Annotated in this window: 15 protein-coding genes and 1 CRISPR repeat array; all 15 genes read right to left on the minus strand. The window is 26.3% G+C overall.

Annotation, left to right across the window (positions count from 1 at the left end):
• The first annotated feature begins 207 nt into the window (after nucleotides 1–207).
• Nucleotides 208–1752: a CRISPR direct-repeat array (repeat unit 37 nt; unit sequence GTCTCAATCCCCTTAAAAGCGGGTCCGATTGTTAAAT).
• A 548-nt stretch (nucleotides 1753–2300) separates the two neighbouring features.
• The gene (cas1, locus tag AC30RD_RS01120; protein ID WP_489492294.1) at nucleotides 2301–4505 is read right to left on the minus strand and encodes a CRISPR-associated endonuclease Cas1; all 2205 of its coding nucleotides are present in this window, start codon (nucleotides 4503–4505) and stop codon (nucleotides 2301–2303) included.
• Nucleotides 4495–4770 (minus strand): CRISPR-associated endonuclease Cas2, encoded by a 276-nt coding sequence (gene cas2 / locus AC30RD_RS01125; RefSeq protein ID WP_489492295.1) that lies wholly within the window; start codon nucleotides 4768–4770, stop codon nucleotides 4495–4497. The genes cas1 and cas2 overlap by 11 nt, the downstream gene beginning before the upstream one ends.
• Complete coding sequence (locus AC30RD_RS01130; protein ID WP_489492296.1) at nucleotides 4767–5219, minus strand: hypothetical protein; 453 nt, start codon at nucleotides 5217–5219, stop codon at nucleotides 4767–4769. The genes cas2 and AC30RD_RS01130 overlap by 4 nt, the downstream gene beginning before the upstream one ends.
• Nucleotides 5220–5276: 57 nt before the next feature.
• Nucleotides 5277–5402 carry a hypothetical protein gene (locus tag AC30RD_RS01135; protein ID WP_489492297.1) on the minus strand — a complete coding sequence of 42 codons (126 nt, stop codon included), beginning with the start codon at nucleotides 5400–5402 and terminating at the stop codon, nucleotides 5277–5279.
• Between the two features lie 249 nt (nucleotides 5403–5651).
• Complete coding sequence (locus tag AC30RD_RS01140; protein ID WP_489492298.1) at nucleotides 5652–6143, minus strand: HD domain-containing protein; 492 nt, start codon at nucleotides 6141–6143, stop codon at nucleotides 5652–5654.
• Between the two features lie 16 nt (nucleotides 6144–6159).
• Nucleotides 6160–6555: a hypothetical protein gene (locus tag AC30RD_RS01145; protein WP_489492299.1), complete on the minus strand. Its 396-nt coding sequence runs from the start codon at nucleotides 6553–6555 to the stop codon at nucleotides 6160–6162.
• Between the two features lie 54 nt (nucleotides 6556–6609).
• Nucleotides 6610–7596, minus strand: coding sequence for a WYL domain-containing protein (locus AC30RD_RS01150; RefSeq protein ID WP_489492300.1), 987 nt, complete (start codon nucleotides 7594–7596; stop codon nucleotides 6610–6612).
• 42 nt (nucleotides 7597–7638) lie between these two features.
• Nucleotides 7639–9156: a TM1812 family CRISPR-associated protein gene (locus tag AC30RD_RS01155; RefSeq protein WP_489492302.1), complete on the minus strand. Its 1518-nt coding sequence runs from the start codon at nucleotides 9154–9156 to the stop codon at nucleotides 7639–7641.
• Nucleotides 9157–9167: 11 nt separating this feature from the next.
• Nucleotides 9168–9548 (minus strand): CRISPR-associated protein Csx20, encoded by a 381-nt coding sequence (gene csx20 / locus AC30RD_RS01160; protein ID WP_489492303.1) that lies wholly within the window; start codon nucleotides 9546–9548, stop codon nucleotides 9168–9170.
• Between the two features lie 80 nt (nucleotides 9549–9628).
• Nucleotides 9629–11122 (minus strand): ATP-dependent DNA helicase, encoded by a 1494-nt coding sequence (locus AC30RD_RS01165; protein ID WP_489492304.1) that lies wholly within the window; start codon nucleotides 11120–11122, stop codon nucleotides 9629–9631.
• A gap of 82 nt (nucleotides 11123–11204) precedes the next feature.
• Entirely contained in the window at nucleotides 11205–12332 is a 1128-nt protein-coding gene (locus tag AC30RD_RS01170; protein WP_489492306.1) for a hypothetical protein, read from the minus strand.
• Nucleotides 12333–12407: 75 nt separating this feature from the next.
• Nucleotides 12408–13634: a TIGR02221 family CRISPR-associated protein gene (gene csx2 / locus AC30RD_RS01175; protein WP_489492307.1), complete on the minus strand. Its 1227-nt coding sequence runs from the start codon at nucleotides 13632–13634 to the stop codon at nucleotides 12408–12410.
• Between the two features lie 48 nt (nucleotides 13635–13682).
• The gene (locus AC30RD_RS01180; protein WP_489492309.1) at nucleotides 13683–13814 is read right to left on the minus strand and encodes a hypothetical protein; all 132 of its coding nucleotides are present in this window, start codon (nucleotides 13812–13814) and stop codon (nucleotides 13683–13685) included.
• Nucleotides 13815–14109: 295 nt separating this feature from the next.
• Entirely contained in the window at nucleotides 14110–15603 is a 1494-nt protein-coding gene (locus AC30RD_RS01185) for an ATP-binding protein (RefSeq protein WP_489492310.1), read from the minus strand.
• Complete coding sequence (locus tag AC30RD_RS01190; protein WP_489492311.1) at nucleotides 15585–20060, minus strand: tetratricopeptide repeat protein; 4476 nt, start codon at nucleotides 20058–20060, stop codon at nucleotides 15585–15587. The genes AC30RD_RS01185 and AC30RD_RS01190 overlap by 19 nt, the downstream gene beginning before the upstream one ends.
• Between the last annotated feature and the right edge of the window lie 94 nt (nucleotides 20061–20154).

A 20154-nucleotide genomic window follows, 5' to 3' on the forward strand; every position in this document is an offset into this window, starting at 1 on the left:
TGAGGACATTTCGTTGTGAAAGCGTTAGCTTGAACCGAAATGGCAAGTCGGGTCCGTTCGGATTACAGAGTGCGGATTACGGAATACGGAAAGTCTCGCGCATTTTGCGTAGCAAAATTCGCCCCGCAGCGAAGCGAGGACCATCCCCTTAAAAGCGGGTCCGATTGTAATTTATAAGACTTTAAGTCAAATAGTTACAAGTATGTTGTCTCAATCCCCTTAAAAGCGGGTCCGGTTGTTAAATATAATGCAGTAAACAATTATCTGCATGAGATTGGCAAGTTGTCTCAATCCCCTTAAAAACGGGTCCGATTGTTAAATTGTATTCGGAAAAGATGGCTTCATTATCGAGAAGCTTGGTTCGTCTCAATCCCCTTAAAAGCGGGTCCGATTGTTAAATTGAACAACTTAATGGAAAGATTAGAATTACTAAAAGGTGTCTCAATCCCCTTAAAAGCGGGTCCGATTGTTAAATTTACAAATGAAAGAAATAAACATAAACATAGAGAACAAGCGTCTCAATCCCCTTAAAAGCGGGTCCGATTGTTAAATCTATCAATGAAAATCTTTGCATCGCTTGGGACGAAGAGTCTCAATCCCCTTAAAAGCGGGTCCGATTGTTAAATTTTTAATTGAAGGAGTAAAAATGATAACAACAAAAAAATTGTCTCAATCCCCTTAAAAGCGGGTCCGATTGTTAAATAATAGAAAGGAGTAAAATGGAAATTTTATTTTTTAGTGTCTCAATCCCCTTAAAAGCGGGTCCGATTGTTAAATAAAAGTAAAAAAGATCTATTAGATGCTTTAAAATATATGTCTCAATCCCCTTAAAAGCGGGTCCGATTGTTAAATTAGGTTCTTTTATTGACGAAAAAAAGGTGGTAGAGATTATCTCGTCTCAATCCCCTTAAAAGCGGGTCCGATTGTTAAATTTAAATATAAAAGGAGATTACAATGATACATTCAGTGATAGTCTCAATCCCCTTAAAAGCGGGTCCGATTGTTAAATAAGATGGCTATAGCATAGAGAAGCTTGGCTCTAATCGTCTCAATCCCCTTAAAAGCGGGTCCGATTGTTAAATATTTTTAAAGGAGTTAAAATGGCGAACAAAGAGAACGTGTCTCAATCCCCTTAAAAGCGGGTCCGATTGTTAAATGAAAAAAAAAGAACAAGAGTTAGTAAAAAAAGTCGCAGAAATGTCTCAATCCCCTTAAAAGCGGGTCCGATTGTTAAATGTAAAAATAAAAATTTAAAGGAGAAAAGATGTCGATTGTCTCAATCCCCTTAAAAGCGGGTCCGATTGTTAAATATTACAGAAGATGACATAAAAAATCAAGATCCTAAAGAGTCTCAATCCCCTTAAAAGCGGGTCCGATTGTTAAATTCACTTATCTACCAATCCTGTGTGTAGAAAAAAGTGTCTCAATCCCCTTAAAAGCGGGTCCGATTGTTAAATGAGGCTAAAAAAAATGGTTGGTAGCGACAAGCTACCGTCTCAATCCCCTTAAAAGCGGGTCCGATTGTTAAATAGAAAATAGCTGTTTAGTGCCAGCGGCGATAGCGTCTGTCTCAATCCCCTTAAAAGCGGGTCCGATTGTTAAATAAAAAATTTATAAGGAGTGAAAAAATGGCAACAAACCGTCTCAATCCCCTTAAAAGCGGGTCCGATTGTTAAATTTAAAGGAGTTAAAATGGCAAACCAAAAAGAAATAGTGTCTCAATCCCCTTAAAAGCGGGTCCGATTGTTAAATAGCCCATAAATAGGACAAAGTATAAAATTAGAGACTTTTAATATTTATTAACAACGGCAAATTAATGAGCTTTTGCGAAAAAGTTCGCAAACTTACGAAAAATGATATTCCAACTTGGCTTAAAATTAGCTTAATTTCCCATAATATCGATAGTTAATAGATAAAAAAAGTTCGCAAATTAAAAAAAGTAATGTTTGTAAAAGTTAATTTTAGAACTTTAAGCAAAATTTAAGTTTTAAACTATCCATAAAATGGATATTTTAAACTTAAGCGAAAATAAAAGTTCGCAAATTAAAAGGGTTTGGCAAAAAATAAAGAGGTTTGCGAATTTTTTAAAAAGTGCCAAAAAGTATAAACTTTCCTTAAAATGGGATTTTTTAGGAGTTTTGCTTAAAATTAGCTTAAGAAAAAAGTTCGCAAATTAAAAAAGCTGTAAGCTATAAGCCTTAAGCAGTAAGCTTATAGCTTACAATGTTTAATGTTTAAAAAAATCTATTACCTATCCACTATCGGCTATAATCCATCATCTATTGTCCATCACAAAATAATTAATATTTTGCTATAAAAGGTTTAAATTTGTTTTTTGTGCCTTTGATTGCGTGGGCTAATTCTAAAGCTTGGTTATTAATAATATCGGCTAACTTATGTTTTTGCGATTTATATTTTGTAGGTGTAGCCAAGCGTTCTTGAATATTTTGAGTAATAATTTTTACGCTTTGATTTGTTAATTTATCTTTGTTAGAGCTAATTTGTGCGCCGAGATTTAGAATAGAAATTATCTCTCTATCAACAACCGGTTGCCTAAAAATTTCTACCAAATCAAAAACCAAAGTCGGTTTGTTAGGTTGAAGCTGATGCAAAAAAGATATGTAAATATTAAGTTTCGCTTTTAAAAGCGCAGATTGCGCGCGATGGTAAATAAATGCGTAGCCGTAATTTAGTGCTTGGTTTATGGAATCGGGCGCATTTTGAGTGTGGCGTTGAAAATTAGGGTTATCTATTAATATGGCAAATGCTCGCCAATAGTTGTTTGAAATCGAGCCTTCATATCCCATTAAAGTTTGTTGATTTTTGGCTTTTTTAATTTGCGAAGCGATATTTTGCATATTTTTAATATAGTTTATTAGTTTGTTATATTCGCTTATATCAGTTTTTTTTCGGTATCTTGCGTAATATTTAATTAAATTTATTTGGTTTTTTGCTTTTGCACTAACTATAGCTTTTGCAATCTCTAAACCCAAATTTGAATTTTTTGCTTGAAGCTGTTTTAAATAGAGTTCGTTGCTTATATTGTTAAAGTATGTAATTTGAGCGTAAGGAGTTTGTTTGTATATAAAATCTATATCGATTTTATTTTTTGCGGCTATATAAATTAGGGTTGATGATAGCGATGTTCCTTTTGTTAAAACAACAATACGATTTATCCAATTAATCGGAAATTTTTTAATTGTTTTGCCATATTGTTTTAAGACAAATTTACCCTTACTTACGCTTAAACTAACGCCGAATTTATTTAGAATAATTTCGGAAGTTTTTATTTGTTCTTTAAGGTAGTTTGTTTTACTTTTTTCAATAACTTTTTGGGCGCTTTGTAGAGGATTTTGCAGTTTTATTTGATTGTATGCTTTGTTTATTAAATTTTTAATGTATTGCTTTTTTTGGTTGAAGTTTAGCTCTTTAATAGTATTTAAATTAATTAATAGCTGAAAAAATTTGCTCTTTTTATTTATGGTTTTGTTTGTTTTTTCATAAATTATTTTTTCTATTATAATTTTTTCGATATGTTCTTGAATTGCCATTAATTGATGGTTATAATTTAAAATTTTTGCGTAATATCTAATTATACCTTGGGTGTATTGATTTAAAAATTCTATTGTATTTGCTAAATTTTTTCGTTTTGTTTTAAGTGAAATTGTAGATAGTTTTTTGTTTAGACGTTCATTATCCATTAAAATCGTATCGTTTTGAAAACGAAGCCCTAAAAATTCGAAACCGTTATTAACGGATGTTATGTAACTTTTATCATTACCGAAATTTAGATGTAATTTTTTTAAAAGATTTGTAGCAATTTGTAAATTTTTTTGAGCTTCTTGCTTTGTATTTGCAAAAAAAACCATATCGTCGGCATATCTTACAAAATCTATTTTTTTATTTTCTAACTCTTTATCAAAACCATCTAAATAAATATTCGAAAGCACAGGAGAGAGCACATCGCCTTGATATACCCCTTTTTGCTTGTCTATCCATTTATGGTTTTTAAGCATTCCGTTTTTTAAAAATGTTGAGATTAAAAGTAAAACTTGTTTATCTTCTATTATTTTTTGCAAAATATCTATTAACAACTCTTGGTTGATGTTATCGAAAAAATCGTCTATATCGGCTTTTGCTACGAATTTATATTTTTTTAAAAAGTGCATGGTTCTTTTTATTGCTTTAAGTGTACCTTTGCCTTGCCTAAAAGCGTATGATTTATCGCTAAAATTAATTGCGTCGTTAAGCTCTGTTGCTAAAACTTTTTGAATAATTTTACTTTGTAAAGTGGATGTTGCTATTTGTCTATATTCGGTTTCGTTTTTTGGTATTTTAAAAGATTTTAAAGGTTTTGGGATGTAGCCTTTTTGAAGAGTTTGTAAAAATTCTCCTGAAGTTATAGAGTTTTTTACCTCTAAAAAATCTGGGTGGTTTTTATAATTTTGAAGCGCTTCTAAAAGAGCGCTTTTTGTAAAAATTTTATTAAAACTTTTAGCCAACATAAAAGTTATCCTTACAAAACGGATTAGGGCGATTTAATAGTTCGAAAGATTTGTTTGCGGTCTCTTTATTAAAAAAATATACTCTTATAGAGTCTTGATTAGAAGATAGATTTTTTAGTTTTTTTAAAATTTTATTTAACTCTTTGTTGGTTAGTTCAAGCTCGAAAACCGAATAATTTACCCTTACTCCGTAGCTTTCTAAAAGCGCTGATATTTTATTTCGTTTTTTTGTGTTTTGAATGTCGTATGTTATTAATATTTTCATTTTATTACTTTAAATTGTTCGTATTCTTTAGCCGTTAAAGGTATAATTAATTTTTTTGATTTACCCGTTTTGATTTTATGCAAATTTTTTAAAAATGCGCGTTTTTTCATATAGGCAATGTTGTATCGATGAGAGGAGTCTTTTTGAATCATTCCAAAAAGTCCCTGAATTTCACTACGCGTGCAATCTTGTCTTAAAACAATTAATCCCGTATTTATAATTTTATCGTTTACTTTTATGTATATGCTAATTTCGTCATTTTCTCTAACCATATCGGTATATGCTATAAATGCTAAAACTCCTAAAGAAACCGCAAAAGAGACATCTATAACACCCCATATATTCCATAATATACTATTTTTGCCGGCAATAAAGCGTATTAATATTCCAATAACGGTTAAAAAAATAAAAATTAGTAATATTTTATTGCCTCTGTTTTTTGTTTTCATTTAATTTTTTCTAAAACAAATATTAATTCCATTATATGGAATTATAGCATATAAAATTTAATTGTAGATAAATTTTTTATGTTTTATTTTTCTGCTATAAATTTTTTTTGATTTTACAAAAGTGGTATAACCTCTTGCCTCTTTTTTAATAATAGCTAATTTGTGAAAGTTTCTTTGTTTCATAGTTTACTCCCATAAATCTTCAAACCAATCATCATCATTCAAATTAGACAAAACCTCTTTACCAGCTACAACAACAGCAACAATTGCAATAATTTTAAGACAAGCGTTAATAGGTAACATAACATCTCCTTAAAAAGTTTTAATTTAAACTGTGTTGGACTATCCACAAACCTACCTGCCAAACTGATAAGCAAATTGTATATAAGTAAATAGTCATAATTAGACTATTTGAGGAAGTTTTGAAATTTTTTATTGTTTTATTGAGAAAGAGCCTAATTTGTCGGCTATATGAAGCTGTTTTAGCAAATTAAACCACTCTTTATTTTCTATTTTAGAAATATCTCCATGGTAAAAGTCGCCGTGATGCAAGATAAGATTTTGAATTATACTATTTTGATTTTGAGTGATAGTATTTTGTTTTTGTAACTTTTTTAAAATTGGTTTTGCAAGTTCTAAAGATTTTTGCTCATGGCCTTTAAAGTTTACAAAGTTATTTTGTTTATTTACAAATCTACAATACGGTTTACCGATATCATGAAGCAAGCAAGCCCATTGAACCTCATCTGCAAAGTTTTTAATTTGAGCAACTTTGCAAACCATCATAGTATGCGACCAGCAATCACCCTCTATATGATACGGATTAGAGTTTGCTATATTTTCCGTATGACTGCATTTTTGCATTGCGCTAACAATATCTGGATAGTTAGCATTAAACCATATAATTTTTTCTTCTAAACTCATTTATATCCTTAAGCTGCTACTTTTCAAACCCCAACTCATGCAAAAGTCCGGATTTTACCTTTTTTGGTTCTTCTGAAAAGCTATTAGCGATTCTGCAGTATTTTGCCAGAAGATGGCCCTTTAGCACACTACCATCTGCTCTTTTTTTAGATATTATTATATCATCATTTCTAATATATATATGAGTAGTAGTTTGAGGATTATAATAGTGATGACTTTTTTTATCTTTAATTTTGCCTGTTATTACTGGATCTCCTTGATTTAATTGAATAGCTACTTCATCTTTGATTAATACAATAACAGCACCTACATAATAGCTTTTAGAGTCTACTACTATCTGATTGCAATATAGCATATGTGCACTCAGCAAAGAACTACTTAAAATTGATGTTATTAAAAACTTTTTTTTCATAAATGTCCTTTTTTTGTTTTAATTATAACTACTAAACTTGTAAATTTTTGACAACTACAACTGTTTTAGTGCGGTTTCTATCTTTTTTTTGTATGCTTCTTTTAGCTCCATTGGCGCTATAATTATTAAGTCCGGCATCCATTTTTGCACAAGCGGCAGTATTTCTAAAGGTTGAGTGTATTCTACCGTAAATATAACAGAGCCATCTTCTAATTTTTGCAAAAATTTTTGAGATTTTAAAAACTTTTTCATATCTTTATAAAAATATTTGGCAATATTTGGAAGAGCTTTTAAAGTAGCGACTTTTTTACTTTTGCCAAAAAGAGTTAAAGAGTTTTGGATATTATTTAGAAAATCGATATATTTTTGAATATCTTTTTTTTGAAATCTGTTTTTATTTAAATAAGATATATCTTTTAAAAATTTAATCTCTTTTAAAAATGCCAATCTTCTTAAAACAAATTTAGTTTCTTTAGTATCGTTTTTATATTCGAATGCAATATACCAGTTGTTATCTAAAAAGATTATTTTAATTGGCTTTACATTATCGTACATATTTATTTTGTCATATTTAAAATAGAGTCTTAAATACTCTCTGTTTTTAATAGCCTCTATTAGCTCTAAAATTAGTTCGTTTTTTTCTATATTACTAAACTCTTCGTAAATTACCAATTGTCCGCTAATATAGTCGCTACCTGATTGAAATATTTTTTTTAGGGTATCTAAGGTGTCTTTATCAAAAGTCTCTTCGCTAAAGCTTAAAATATCGCTTAAATTGCTTCTATTTACAAGCTCTTTTGAGATTGCCTCTTTATCCAAAATAGACCAATGCCAAGCTCTACCGATTTTCTCTTTTTTTAATAAGCCCTCTTTTTCTTCTAAATATCTAAAAATATCTTCTAAAGCTCTATAACTACTTTTCTCTATAGCCCTATAAAGTTCCGGAGTATTGCTTTTTGTAGGACCATGAACTTTTAAATAATTTAAAACTATCTCTTTAGTCTCTATCGGAATGGCTTTTAGTAGTGGTCTTGCTTTCATATGCTACCTTTTTATCTGTTGTTAAATTTGTTTAATGGATCATTAGCTGTTTTTTTGCTGAGTCTTGACTTTTGTTTCTTGATTTATACTGTTAGCCAATTTAAATTTATTAGTTTCATCCCACGATAAAAGAAGTTTATTATTTTTTTGAAAATCTAAAAGCTTTTTTATATCTTCTATATAATTTTTTATATAGCTACGTAATTTTACATTATCCAAAGTTGTTAAGCTCTCTAATTCATTGTTATTATATTTTTCTAATAGTTTGTTTAGTCTTGGAACTGTGCTATTTTGATTTAATTTTGTTGTTTCAAGTTTTTTATAATATACCTCTAAAATATACTTTAGAGTTCTTTTTTTATTATCTAAAGTCTTATCCAAGTTGTATAAAATTCTATTATTTATTAACTCTTCAAACTCTTGTATATATTGTTTTAATTCTTCTTCCAAATCTCCATAGCTTTTTGTTGTATTTATATGTGATAGATTATGTCTAATCTCAGCTATATTTTCTCTCAAAATTGAGAACTTTTTGAAGGCTTCTGAATTAATATCTACAAAATAATCATTAGGAAAGTTAAAATCTTTATATGATGGTTTTAATTTTAGTAATCCAACTATTTTTTGTAGATCATCATACTCTTTTACATTCAGTTTAAAATATCCTATCTCTTTTAAAACTGTTCCAATGTAAAGGGTAAGCCCTTCTATTAAATAAGCTGAAGATTGCAAAAGATACTTTTTGTTTAAGAAAAATTTAGCAAAAAATAGAAACTGTTCATAAAGTTGTTTATGTTTTATAGCTTCTATTTTGGATATTATTTTTTCTATTTCTTCTAACAGACCTTCTATAAAAAAGAACTCTTCTTTTGCTTTTGTTATTTCTTGTTTTAATTCATCTATATCTTGATTTAAAACATTTTGATATTGATTAGATGTTAGATTTATACTAAATTTTTTTAAGCTTTTATATAAAGGAATATCTAAATCTAAATCTAAAACTTTATATGTAGATAAAAAATTTCTCAAAACCAAAGCTATATTTGAGATATTTAGATAATTTTTTAAATCAATAAAATTATACTTTTTAAATGGAATCTCTTCTTGTGCAAAAAGTATATACTTTATTTTTTTAGGATTTTCAATGTTTTCTACTATTAAACCAATAAGTGCTAAAAGTGGAAGATGTCTAAACCCATGACTTACATCAAAAATTACTTCATCATAACTCTTTATAGCACTATTTATTATATCAAAAAAAATTTTATCATCATTTGGATTTTTGATAAAATATTTTTCATTAAAATTATATTTTAATCCATAAAGTTTTAAAATATCCTCTTGCGCTTGCTTTGCCTCTTTAGTATATAGAGCCAAAATTTCATACTTATTACTATATTTTTCTATAAGTAACGGAAAAGTATTATGATACTCAAGTTCACTTCCATCTAAAAAATTATACAAAGCTCTATCTTCCATTTTAACTGGCACATATTTTTTAGCATCTTTATCAAACTTTGCTCCCGCTGTACCAAGTATAGTAATAACAGCTTTTTTCATAATAATTACCTTTAAAACTTTCTAAACATTATATGTTTAAATATTGATGTTTTTACAATCTTACCATCTACTACTTTTTCTACTGAATCTCTTTTGGTAGTAGCATACACAGCTATTGCATTTAAAGATTTAGCAAAAGAAACCATCTTGCAAGTTGCTCCGAAATCTCCTTGAATTAAAACGAAATCTTTTTCGTTTACATTTTGCTTTAAAAACTCTTTTATAGGCTCTAAAAACTCATCTACATTTTCTATATCTGCAGGCACATTAGACCATATTTTTTGCAAATTTTTAGGCAGATATACAAACTCTTTTACTTTTAAATTTTGTATTGCGTCAACTTCTTGCTCTTTTGTTAAAGTGTGGCTAAATAACAAAAACATCTTTTTCATACAAACTCCTTAAAATATTATTATACTTTTTGTAACTTAATTACTAACATAGTATCATTTAATATAGTCATATTTTGACACTAAAATATATTTTTTAGCTTTTCATTTAAATTTTTGTTATACTCTTTTATATCTATTTCACTCTTTTGCTCTAATGGCTCGTTATTAGTTGCAGATATAAATATTTTAGCACTATATCTTGCTCTTGTAATTGCAACATAAGCCAATCTATACTTCTCATCAATACTAATATTTGCATTATTCACAATTGAGAATAGATCAATATATATGCTATCATAAGTGCTTCCTTGCAATTTATGAATAGTAGAAGCAAAAACATATTGTACATTAGCATAAGTATCTCTTGTAGCAAAGTATATTTGCCAAAACTCTTTCTTTTTATCATTATCTTTCTCTTTGTATGCTAGCTGTTTAATGTAGGTTAATTTTTTATTAAATGTATTTATACTCTCTTTAGCAACAATCAAAAATTTTTGTTGTTCAGTTTTATTAACTGCTTTGCACTCCCAATAGTATATATCTAACACTTCATTATATTTTAATTCTACACTCTCTAATACTACTATCTCTTCGTTTACATAAAGTGTTATATCATTAAGAGCATACAGACTTTTAAATTTAATAAAATCACCTATCATAAATTGTGTAGGATTATCAACTCCATTCTCTTTCCAAAAAATTTTTCTTATAATATTATTAAATCCATCTACAGAGTTATTATAATAAGAGCCAATAATTTTATCTTCTAAATACCACTCTTTGTTTTTTGTAAAATCTTTAATAAAATCATCTTTATTATTTATAAATTCTATCTCTTTACTCTCATATTTTTTTAGCAAATTGTATATATTTATGTAATCTTTATTTTCTATTCTATTTCTTAACTCAGTAGCTGCTTTAATAATATTACTATCTGCGGCTTGTCTTACAACTTTATCAAGTTTAAAACTCTTTTTTAAAGTATAAATAATATTTTTTTCTAAACCTTTATTATCTACCGGTAACAACTGATACTCATCACCAACAAATAATACGCTATTTATTCTACCTTCTTGATAAGCCTCTACTATATATTTGAATAATTCTGTAGAAATCATAGAGCTTTCATCAACAATCAATAAAGATGCAATCGGTTTTTCTTTGATAGTATTATCTACTCTAAATCTCTCCTCGCCTGTTTTATAATCTTTAAAAGGCTTAATGCATAAAAAAGAGTGAATTGTAGTAACTCTAACATTTTTAGATCTATCTTTACTAAAAAACATATCTCTTAAAATGCTAACAGCTTTATGGGTTGGTGCAGTTACACATACGCCATAATGTAATATATCACTATTTTTAGCAAAAAAATCGATTATTCTTGTTGTAAGGTAGCTTTTTCCTGTACCAGCAGCACCAGTTAAAGATAAAAAATTCTCTTGGAAGTCTACATTTTTTAATAGAGATCTCTCTTCTATGGCAATTACTTCGTTTACAATAGCATTAAAAATAGCTCTTTGCTCTTTTGTTAAATCGCTATTAAATGTATCAAGATTTGTAAGATTTGTTGCCATAGATTTCTCCTTGAAATTAATTTAACGAATTATAACTTTACAACTCGTCATAAAAATACGACTTATTATAAATTTTATTTTTTTACCAATCAAATAAAGAGCTAATGCTCAAACTTGCTGCAATTGCACCAACTACACCACCTACTGCAGCTCCCACCGGACCAGCAATCGTAGCTCCTGCCATAGCTCCAGCTTCTGCACCAGCCCAAGCACTAACACCTGTAACAACACTTTTTGCAGATTGTTTTGCAAGCTCTTCACCATCAATTTCATCATTTGCATATTTATATGTCTCTTTAGCAATATCTACAGCACTAAATGCCAATATTGCTGGTGCAGAGCTTTTTAGCACTTTTTTTGCTGTTTCGTTAGCTACTTTTTCAGCCAAATATATTCCAGAAGTTTTGGCAGCACTTCCTACTGCATTTTTTATGCCACTATCTACTGCACTAATAGCAATATCTTTTGTTGTATCTATTAAAGCTTCTTTCATCTCTTTTTTCCCATTTGAAACTTCTAATATATTAATTGTTGCACTAAACAATCCACCAATAGTTGCACCAGTTTTTGCACCTTCTATTGCACCACTTTTTATACTTCCAGCCAAACTATCTTTAAAATCAGGTAATATATCTTTTGCTTCCACTTTGCCTTTAACAGCTTTTTTTGTAATTTTTCTTTGCTCTTTTAAAGTTTTTGCTTTAGAAGAAACATTCTCTTTTTTAATACTATTTTTTACTTTTTTCTCAACAATTTTATGCTCTTTTGCCACTTTTGGTCTTGTTGTTTTGTTTTTCAAATACTTTTTTCTTGCAATTTTTTTAATATCTTCTACTTGATCTTTAGGACCTATTAAATCTCTATTATCGTAGCCTCTCATAGCATTTTCTGTTTGTTCTGCAGTGTTATAGTGTTTAAATTCGCCTTTTGCAACAACTTTTTTACCTTTTAAAATTTTATAATCACCATGACAACCGTTTTTCTCTTTTACAGCTTTTAAAGAGCTTCTTTTAAATGCACTATTAATATTAAAAGAACCTATATGAACTTCTTCAGCAACAAATCCTGTTTGAGATGCAAATGTATTGTTTTTGTATTTTTTAGCTTGTGAAGTAATATTACTAATAGCGTTAGCTATTTCATTATCTACACGATTAGAAAAGTTTTTTAATTCGTTTAAATTTAAAGCATCTGCTAATAGTTTATTCATAATTCCTCCTTAAGCATTTGGAGGAATTTTAATATATTAAGTCGTATAGAAATTACGAGTTAGAGAGTTTTTTAGTTAAAATAACTCTTTAAGATATTTTTTACTCTTTTTAAAATATTTTTCAAAATTATAAATATCATCTTTTGGATTTTTTGTTGTTTCTAATTGATGAGCAATATTATTTCTAATTTTATTAATTTGATTAAAAAATAACTTTGCAAACTTATTTTTTGGATGTGAATATGGATATGATTTATCAAATCCTTCTTTTATAATCTCTTTTGCTTTATCTCTATCTTCCTTTTTATTTGCATCAAGGTTCTTTTTTTCACAAACATAAGTTACTATTGCCTCAGCCAATGCAATATAAGCTAATGCAAAATTGTTTTTTTCACTAAAAAATTTAGCCAACTCAAACTGAAATTCACTTAAACTATTTTTTAAAAATCTTTTAATAAATTTTTCGAATCTCGGAGTAAGTAAAGATATAATTTTATCTTCATTATTTTTAAAGCTGTTAAAATTTGTTTGTAATTGTTTTATTGCTTTATAAATAGCAGTCATATTCGCAATATTAAATGCTAAATTTAAATTATTTAAACTATTAAAAGCATTTTTAGGCAATTTTTGCTGAGATAAAAATATTAATCTATTAAAAGATGCAAATTTTTCTATCTCTTCAAATGCTTTTGCCCACTCAAGAAGCTCAAAAAACATATTTATATTTATAATCAAAGAAGGCTCATCTTTTTTAAGCATTCCATAAAAGATTCCATTTAATTTAAAGTTTTTATATGTTTGTCCAAATTCTGCTATTACAAAACTCATTACCGATAATGACCTAAACAAATGCGTAATATCAAAATACACCTCATCATCATTATCAATATGCTCTAATATTTCCAAAAATTTTTCAAATATATTCCATAGTTCTTCTTCATTTTCTCCATCTTTTACTATAAAACATTTAGAACTGTTACCAAGTATATCCGTAATATTTTTATTTAATTCTTCTAAATCACTCTCTTGTAAAGAAAAATTATCTTTTTTTTCCAAAATATCTAAAATATACTCTTCATTTGCATTAAATTTCTCTGCAATATTATCCCACATTGATCTATTTGTTCCAATAAAATAGACTTTATCAATTTTATAATGTTCTATAATTGCACTTGATAAAAAGGTTCTTTCTTTATATATTTTGCCATCTAAAATGTAATCTGTTACTTCATATCTGTTTTTTTCATAATCTCCACTTGCCATTTTTCCTGTACCAAGTAAGCTAACTAATATCTTTGCCATAATATATCCCTCCTATAATATTTTACCAATTTTTCTTGACATATTTTGTCAGGTATGTTTATTAAATTCTAAAAGCCACTTATAAAGCGGCATTATAACAATAGTTTTGTTATCTATTTTTTTAATATCTTCTTTATCTTTGGTTATTAGATAAGAGTTATTCATTTTAAAATACTCCATAGCCTCAACCAAAGCTTTAAACTCTCTTGGTTTTATATTTTTTATATCTTTGTAAATTAAAATCGTTTATTAATCTTTTAAAAACTTCTTTCATTTTTATCCTTTTTAATAAGGATAATTAGATAATCTTTTGTCCTTTTTGTCAAGGATAAAGATGAGGTATAGAAATATTAATTTATAAAAGAGCTGTTTACTGATTCTAAATATTTATATACCTCATTTGGAAATATCTTAAATTTTTTAAATAGTTTGTCAATATGCTCAATCCGCAAGTTGTTAAAATAAAGTTCATTTTTTAATCCTTAATATTATTAAGAATTTTCTCACAATATGAAATTGCAAGATTTTTATCAGATGAATTTAGAAAATAACTGTTATTATGTGCTATAGGATTTCTAATTTTTGCTAAATGATCAAATATCTGTTTCCAGTCTTTTTTTTGTCCTTGAAAAATATTTTGATAATACCCCCAATCACTTGATATAAAAATTTCAAACATATCTGCTGGATAAGTATAATCAACTAAATGATCCGATGCTTTTTCTTTAAATGTTCTTTTGTTTTTATCTCTTGTTTTTTTTAATCTTTCCAATGCATCTTTTTTCTTGGGAAATTTTTCAATAAATTTTACTTCCCAATTTTTTCCAAATTTATCATCAATATAAATTTTTATAACTTCTCTTATTTTTGTTTCAGTTTCTGACCACAGTGGCCAAAAATCTATTTCGTTTTGTTTTAATTGAATATATTCGTAAAAAAATTGTGAAAAACATTGATATTTACCATTTATTTTATTAATCAATCCAAATTTTTCCAATTTTTCTATAGATTTTTGATCTAAATCATAAATAGGACCAATTAATACTTGGATCAATTTATCATAAAGCTTCTCTTCTTTTAGTAGATTTATGATATGATCATAATGATGGTAAAAATTAAGTTGAATTTTATTAGAAATAACTTCCATAATATTTATATTTTTTTCTATTAAAATTTCATTGATTACTTCATAATTGAATAAATCTATTAAATAAGGATAATATCCGGTATAGTAATAGACTTTATTTTGATACTCCTCATCTGTATCAATACCAAGGCTTTTTAAACGTTTCCAATATAAATTAAATTCTTCCTTTGTAAATAATCCTAAATTTAAATAAGAAAAAATTCCTGCTAATTTTGATAAAGCATCTAAATTTAAAAGTTCAATTTCTTCAATTGTTCTTCTGGATATTGTTACAAAAGATAAATTTATATTAGGCTTTATTGCTAATTCTCTTAAAAACTGAAAGTTTTCTAATTTAAATATCGAAGCTACATGATCAAATTCATCTAAAACATAAACAAAATATAAATTTGTTTTTGTTAAAAATTTAAAAAACTTTTCAATATACTCTTTTTTTTCCAAATTTATCTTTGTATCAAATATTTTATTCTTTAACTTTGATAATATTTCTAATTGTTTCTGATTAAAATTATTTAAAAATTCAATTTCACTAAATACTTTATTTATCAGTATATTAAAAAATTCATCAGAACTTTCTATGGAACCTACATTTACGTAAATAATAATAAAATTTTCAAAATTTTCAAGTAAAAGCGCATTCCAAACCAAACTGGATTTTCCAACTCTTGGCAATCCCATTACTGCAATATTACCGCTATTTTTTGATAAAACTCTATTTTTTATAACTTCAATTTCTTTTATTCTACCTACAAATCTCTCTTTTTTTACTATATTGCCACAGTCACTTAAAGGGTTGTAATCTATTAATGCTTTAATAACCATTGTTCAAACATCTCCACTTTTATTTTATAAGTATTATCTCTTTGTGAAATAACTTCTCTTTTTAACAAGTCTTCTAATATATTATTTAGTAAATTAGTATCTTCAAAAAATAGTTTATCATATGAACAAAAACCAGATAATTTCGATTCTTTAGCTATTTGTTTTAGTATATGTTTCACATCTTCAACATTAAATGCATTAATATCCGCATCGCCTGCAGTCAATAAATTATCAAACTTATCTTCAGTTAAACTTTCACTTCCTTCTATAAACGAATAAAAAACTTCTTCTACATCTGCTTCAGTGACATTAATAGCTTTTTTTCTATTCATGTAATCAACTACTCTTGAACAAAACATTTGTAGATAATACGGATTACATGCAGTATAGTTGATAATTTTATCTACTGCATTTCCTAAGTATCTACTACTATCTCTTTTTTTATCCCAAATAGGTTTTTCAATAAGTTTTTTTGCATCTTCTTTTGATAAATATGTAAGTCTTTTATCTTCTGTTACTCCAAATTCATTTGGAAACATTGCTTTAAATTTAGGAGTAACATCTTGACCAACTAAAACAGCGGAAAAAATATTTTTTTCAATAAAAGCTTTCCAAGTTTTCATAAAATTTTCTGATAATTTATTTTTAATTATGCTAGTATATATATAAGTAAATTCGTCAATAAGTATTATTAGTTTTTTATTTTTCCAAAAATCGTTATTTTTAAATTGTTTATAAAAATTCTTAATACTTTCATCAAATATGATGGCTGGCGCTTGCTGAAGTTTTTCGATGGAAGGTTTTTCAAAAGGAATGGTTTCAAAACCATCAAATTCTAATTCTTCTAACTTTTCTTCTATTTTAGATAGTATTTTATAATAAAATCCTACAAAATTACCGGATATATCATCAATAATTTCTCCCATACTAAAATCAATACAAAAAGCATTTTCTTTTTTTTCTAACTCTTTTTTAAGATGATAAAGAACTGTTGATTTTCCAGATCTCTTTTGTCCATAAATTATTATACTTTTTGTATTTGAAGTTGTTAAAGAATCAATAATATTTGCTATATACTCATCTCTTCCAAAAAACATTGATTCATCTTTAACAGGCCCTCCTTCAGCTACCGGAGCATATACATTTTCTATTTTTTCAAATTCCTCACTTTTATACAACCTAATTGGAAGTTTAAACTCTTTTTCAGTATTTTCATCTGTTACAACAATTTTATAACTTATTTTAAATATAACATCTGCAGCTTTATTTTCTATAACCCTATTTGAAACTTTTAAATTCAGCTTAAAAATTTTTTCATTTCCTCCTCTTAACAGTTCAAAACTCTCAATAAGTTTTTGAGGAAACTTTAAATCATCATTTTCTATAATAGAAATTTTTATGTTTGAAATAGGTGAACTATTTTGTGAGTTTCTAACTACTAATTGAATTAAAACATCATTTTTATCTACTACAAAATCACCTAAAACCTTTAATTCAATTTCTGGGATACTTGATTTTAATATCTCTTTAAATGATTGTTGGATTATTTTTTCTAAATGCTCTAAAAGTGGTTTATATCCTTCATATGAAAATTTAGTAGGATATTTTTTAATATCATCTATAAGTTCATTAATTTTCGTAATTAAGTAATTCTTAGTTCTTTCTTTATCATCAAAAGTTTTTTGTCTTAAATAATTATTTAAATCTTCAGTAATGTCTCCTTCTATCCTTTTTAATCTATGTCCATCTAGATGACTTAACCAATCTTTTTTTAAATCTTTCAATACGGCTTGCAATTGTATATTTAAATTTTCTATTCCATCAACTTTTAATAAGCTATTAATTTTGCTAAACCAATCATCATGTTTTCTTTTTCTTTTATCAATCAAATTTTTAAAAAGATTATCAATATTATCAATTTGTTTATCGAAATATTCAATAAAATAATTATTCATATTTTCTTGTTTTAGAACTTTTATAATTTCATTTATTAAATTATGATTGGTCATCATAATATCAATAATTTCATTGATAAAAATTTTTTTATTATTTTTCAATGCTTGTTTTATAATTTTTGGCAAACTAAATTCAACTATTTCATCTAATTCTATTGAAAAATCGATATCCTCTTTGTTAATAATTTTAACTATGTAATTATATAGTTGCCTTGCTAAATTTCTCCATTCCTCTTCTAATGAAAATGATTCTAAATAAAAAAACTTGATAACTTCTGGAAAAGAATTTTTATTTATATGACTTAATGCCATTGCATTACAATATTTCGCTAATGTATTTTTTAATAAACTTTCTTCATTAGGTTTTATTAATTGCAACAACTTTGCTTCTGTTAACAAATATTCAGCTCTTTCTTCCGCTCTTGCTTTACCAGCTGTTTTTATTATTTCCCTAATCTCTTTTAGAGTTTCTTCACTAAAATTTTTATTTTCTTTTATAACAGATCGAACTCCTTTATATTCCTCATATTCATTTAAAGTATTTTCTATAAATTTACTAAATCCTCCTCCAAAAGAATAAATATAAATTTCTTCTACTTTATTACCTGATTCAATTTGTTCAAGAAGCTTTTTAGCATATGCATTATCTTGTTGAATTGAAAGTATTTCTTTTAGTATTTTTTTTGCTAAATCTAATTGATTTAGTTTTATATAACAAGATGCTTTTTTACCAAGTAAAATTATATGTTTATTATTGTTTGTATTTATTTTCAATAATTTATCTAAATATTTTATCGATTTTTCGTAATCTCCTATTGAATAATATAAATTTTCTAAAAAATTATATGTTGTAGATGTTTTAGAAAGTTTACTTTCATTTTCTAAAATAAATTTTCTACTTTCCTCAATCTCACCGTTTTCATAGTATGTTACAGCTAAATCCTTTATAGTGCTTTCAAGTTTTTCATTATTTTCATAAGCAAGTTTGTAATATTTTATTGCTGTATCGTAATCTTTTCTATCTTTGGCATCTTTTGCTTTTCTATAATATCCATAATTATAAGATTGATAAGTTTGTTTATTTATACGTTCTCTTTCGATTTCGTTAAATAAATATTTAGCTTCTAAATTATTTGGATACTGAGATAAAATTTGTTCTAACAAATCTTTTGTTATCAATAAATTTTTTTCTTTTTTTAATTTTTTTACATACTGTAATATTTCTTTTACTGTTTTTGACAAATGTATTGATTTTGCAATATTACCTCTATAATTAACTCCTATTGAAAAACAAACTTCTATATTTTTTTTGATTTTAGTACTATTTTCCAATTTATCTTTTAACTCATCATCTATTATATTATGTATAGAAAAATAATATTTTAAACCTTTTGAATCTTCTATAAATCCAAACTTTTTATCTTGAAAATATACTTTTATTGTTCCATTTGGATCTAAAAAATCATTTTTAAAAGAATCTTCATTTTTAAAACTACTTATTAAAGATTCTGCAAAATGATTAAAACCGAAACTATTATCTATATTTTTTTTATTTATTTTAAAATTATTTTCAAAATTTTTAATAATTTTTTGCTGCAATTTATAATCTTCATTTGGAATAATATATTCTTTTAACTTTTTAATCTTTTCACCAACACTCCCTGTAACATTAATTTTGTTTTTATTTGCAATATAATTTATACTTTCTTCTAATAAGTTTTTATGTTTTATAGATAATTTATCCCAAACTTCATATTGATATTCCAAAATTTTTATTGAATTAAAATTTGTAATGTTTTTTACTCCATAAAACCATTCATTTTCTACCTCTTCATCTAAATAAAAATCTTTAAATAGACACTCAACTAATATAAATCCACTTTTATTATTTCTTTTATAAAAATAATATATATCGTTTTTATAACAATAAAAATCTGCAGGTTTCTTTTTGAAATATTCTAAATATGAAGTATCAACTTCTTGTAAAATATATGCCAAAAATTTATCTATTTCTTCATAATCAAATTCTTTTAATAAATTATTTAATTTATTAAGTATTCGTTTAGTTCTATCATATTTTATATCTAACTCATTAATTTTTTTAGCATAAATATATGAATCATATAAAGCTATTAATTGTGAATATAAATTTGCATTATTCTCATTTAAATTTTTGAACTCTTCTTTCCCTTTAAAATCAATCGGGGTTAAAATATTGTTATCAATTTTATATAAAAAAGAATTTGAAATATTATAAATGTCTTTATTAGAAGATTCTTTTTCAATTACATTAATAGTAAGCAACTCTGAGATTTGAGAAGTATTCTCAATTTCTTCTAAATCTTCAATTTTATCTTCTTTGAATTTTTTGATTTTTCCATTATTTAATTTGCCTTTTACTATACCATTAACTACTTCTTCAAAAACAAATTCAAACTCTTGTCCATTTTCTAATCTAACTTTCATAAAAGTATTTTTTTTAATATCTTCGAACCAATTCATTTTTACTCCTCAAACCTCAACTCTCCCCATCCCAAAGGATTTTCATTTTCATCTATCCAAACAGATAATTGATAGTCGAAATTCTTTTTAAGAG

The organism is Nitrosophilus sp. (assembly GCF_982775275.1).

Bases quoted from the DNA above. Each gene is read 5' to 3' on its own strand.
- AC30RD_RS01140 (WP_489492298.1), bottom strand. From the start codon at position 6,143: ATGAGTTTAGAAGAAAAAATTATATGGTTTAATGCTAACTATCCAGAT.
- AC30RD_RS01150 (WP_489492300.1), bottom strand. From the start codon at position 7,596: ATGAAAGCAAGACCACTACTAAAAGCCATTCCGATAGAGACTAAAGAG.
- AC30RD_RS01165 (WP_489492304.1), bottom strand. From the start codon at position 11,122: ATGGCAACAAATCTTACAAATCTTGATACATTTAATAGCGATTTAACA.
- AC30RD_RS01130 (WP_489492296.1), bottom strand. From the start codon at position 5,219: ATGAAAACAAAAAACAGAGGCAATAAAATATTACTAATTTTTATTTTT.
- csx2 (WP_489492307.1), bottom strand. From the start codon at position 13,634: ATGGCAAAGATATTAGTTAGCTTACTTGGTACAGGAAAAATGGCAAGT.
- cas2 (WP_489492295.1), bottom strand. From the start codon at position 4,770: ATGAAAATATTAATAACATACGACATTCAAAACACAAAAAAACGAAAT.
- cas1 (WP_489492294.1), bottom strand. From the start codon at position 4,505: ATGTTGGCTAAAAGTTTTAATAAAATTTTTACAAAAAGCGCTCTTTTA.
- AC30RD_RS01180 (WP_489492309.1), bottom strand. From the start codon at position 13,814: ATGGAGTATTTTAAAATGAATAACTCTTATCTAATAACCAAAGATAAA.
- AC30RD_RS01190 (WP_489492311.1), bottom strand. From the start codon at position 20,060: ATGAATTGGTTCGAAGATATTAAAAAAAATACTTTTATGAAAGTTAGA.
- AC30RD_RS01170 (WP_489492306.1), bottom strand. From the start codon at position 12,332: ATGAATAAACTATTAGCAGATGCTTTAAATTTAAACGAATTAAAAAAC.
- AC30RD_RS01145 (WP_489492299.1), bottom strand. From the start codon at position 6,555: ATGAAAAAAAAGTTTTTAATAACATCAATTTTAAGTAGTTCTTTGCTG.
- AC30RD_RS01155 (WP_489492302.1), bottom strand. From the start codon at position 9,156: ATGAAAAAAGCTGTTATTACTATACTTGGTACAGCGGGAGCAAAGTTT.
- csx20 (WP_489492303.1), bottom strand. From the start codon at position 9,548: ATGAAAAAGATGTTTTTGTTATTTAGCCACACTTTAACAAAAGAGCAA.
- AC30RD_RS01185 (WP_489492310.1), bottom strand. From the start codon at position 15,603: ATGGTTATTAAAGCATTAATAGATTACAACCCTTTAAGTGACTGTGGC.
- AC30RD_RS01135 (WP_489492297.1), bottom strand. From the start codon at position 5,402: ATGAAACAAAGAAACTTTCACAAATTAGCTATTATTAAAAAAGAGGCA.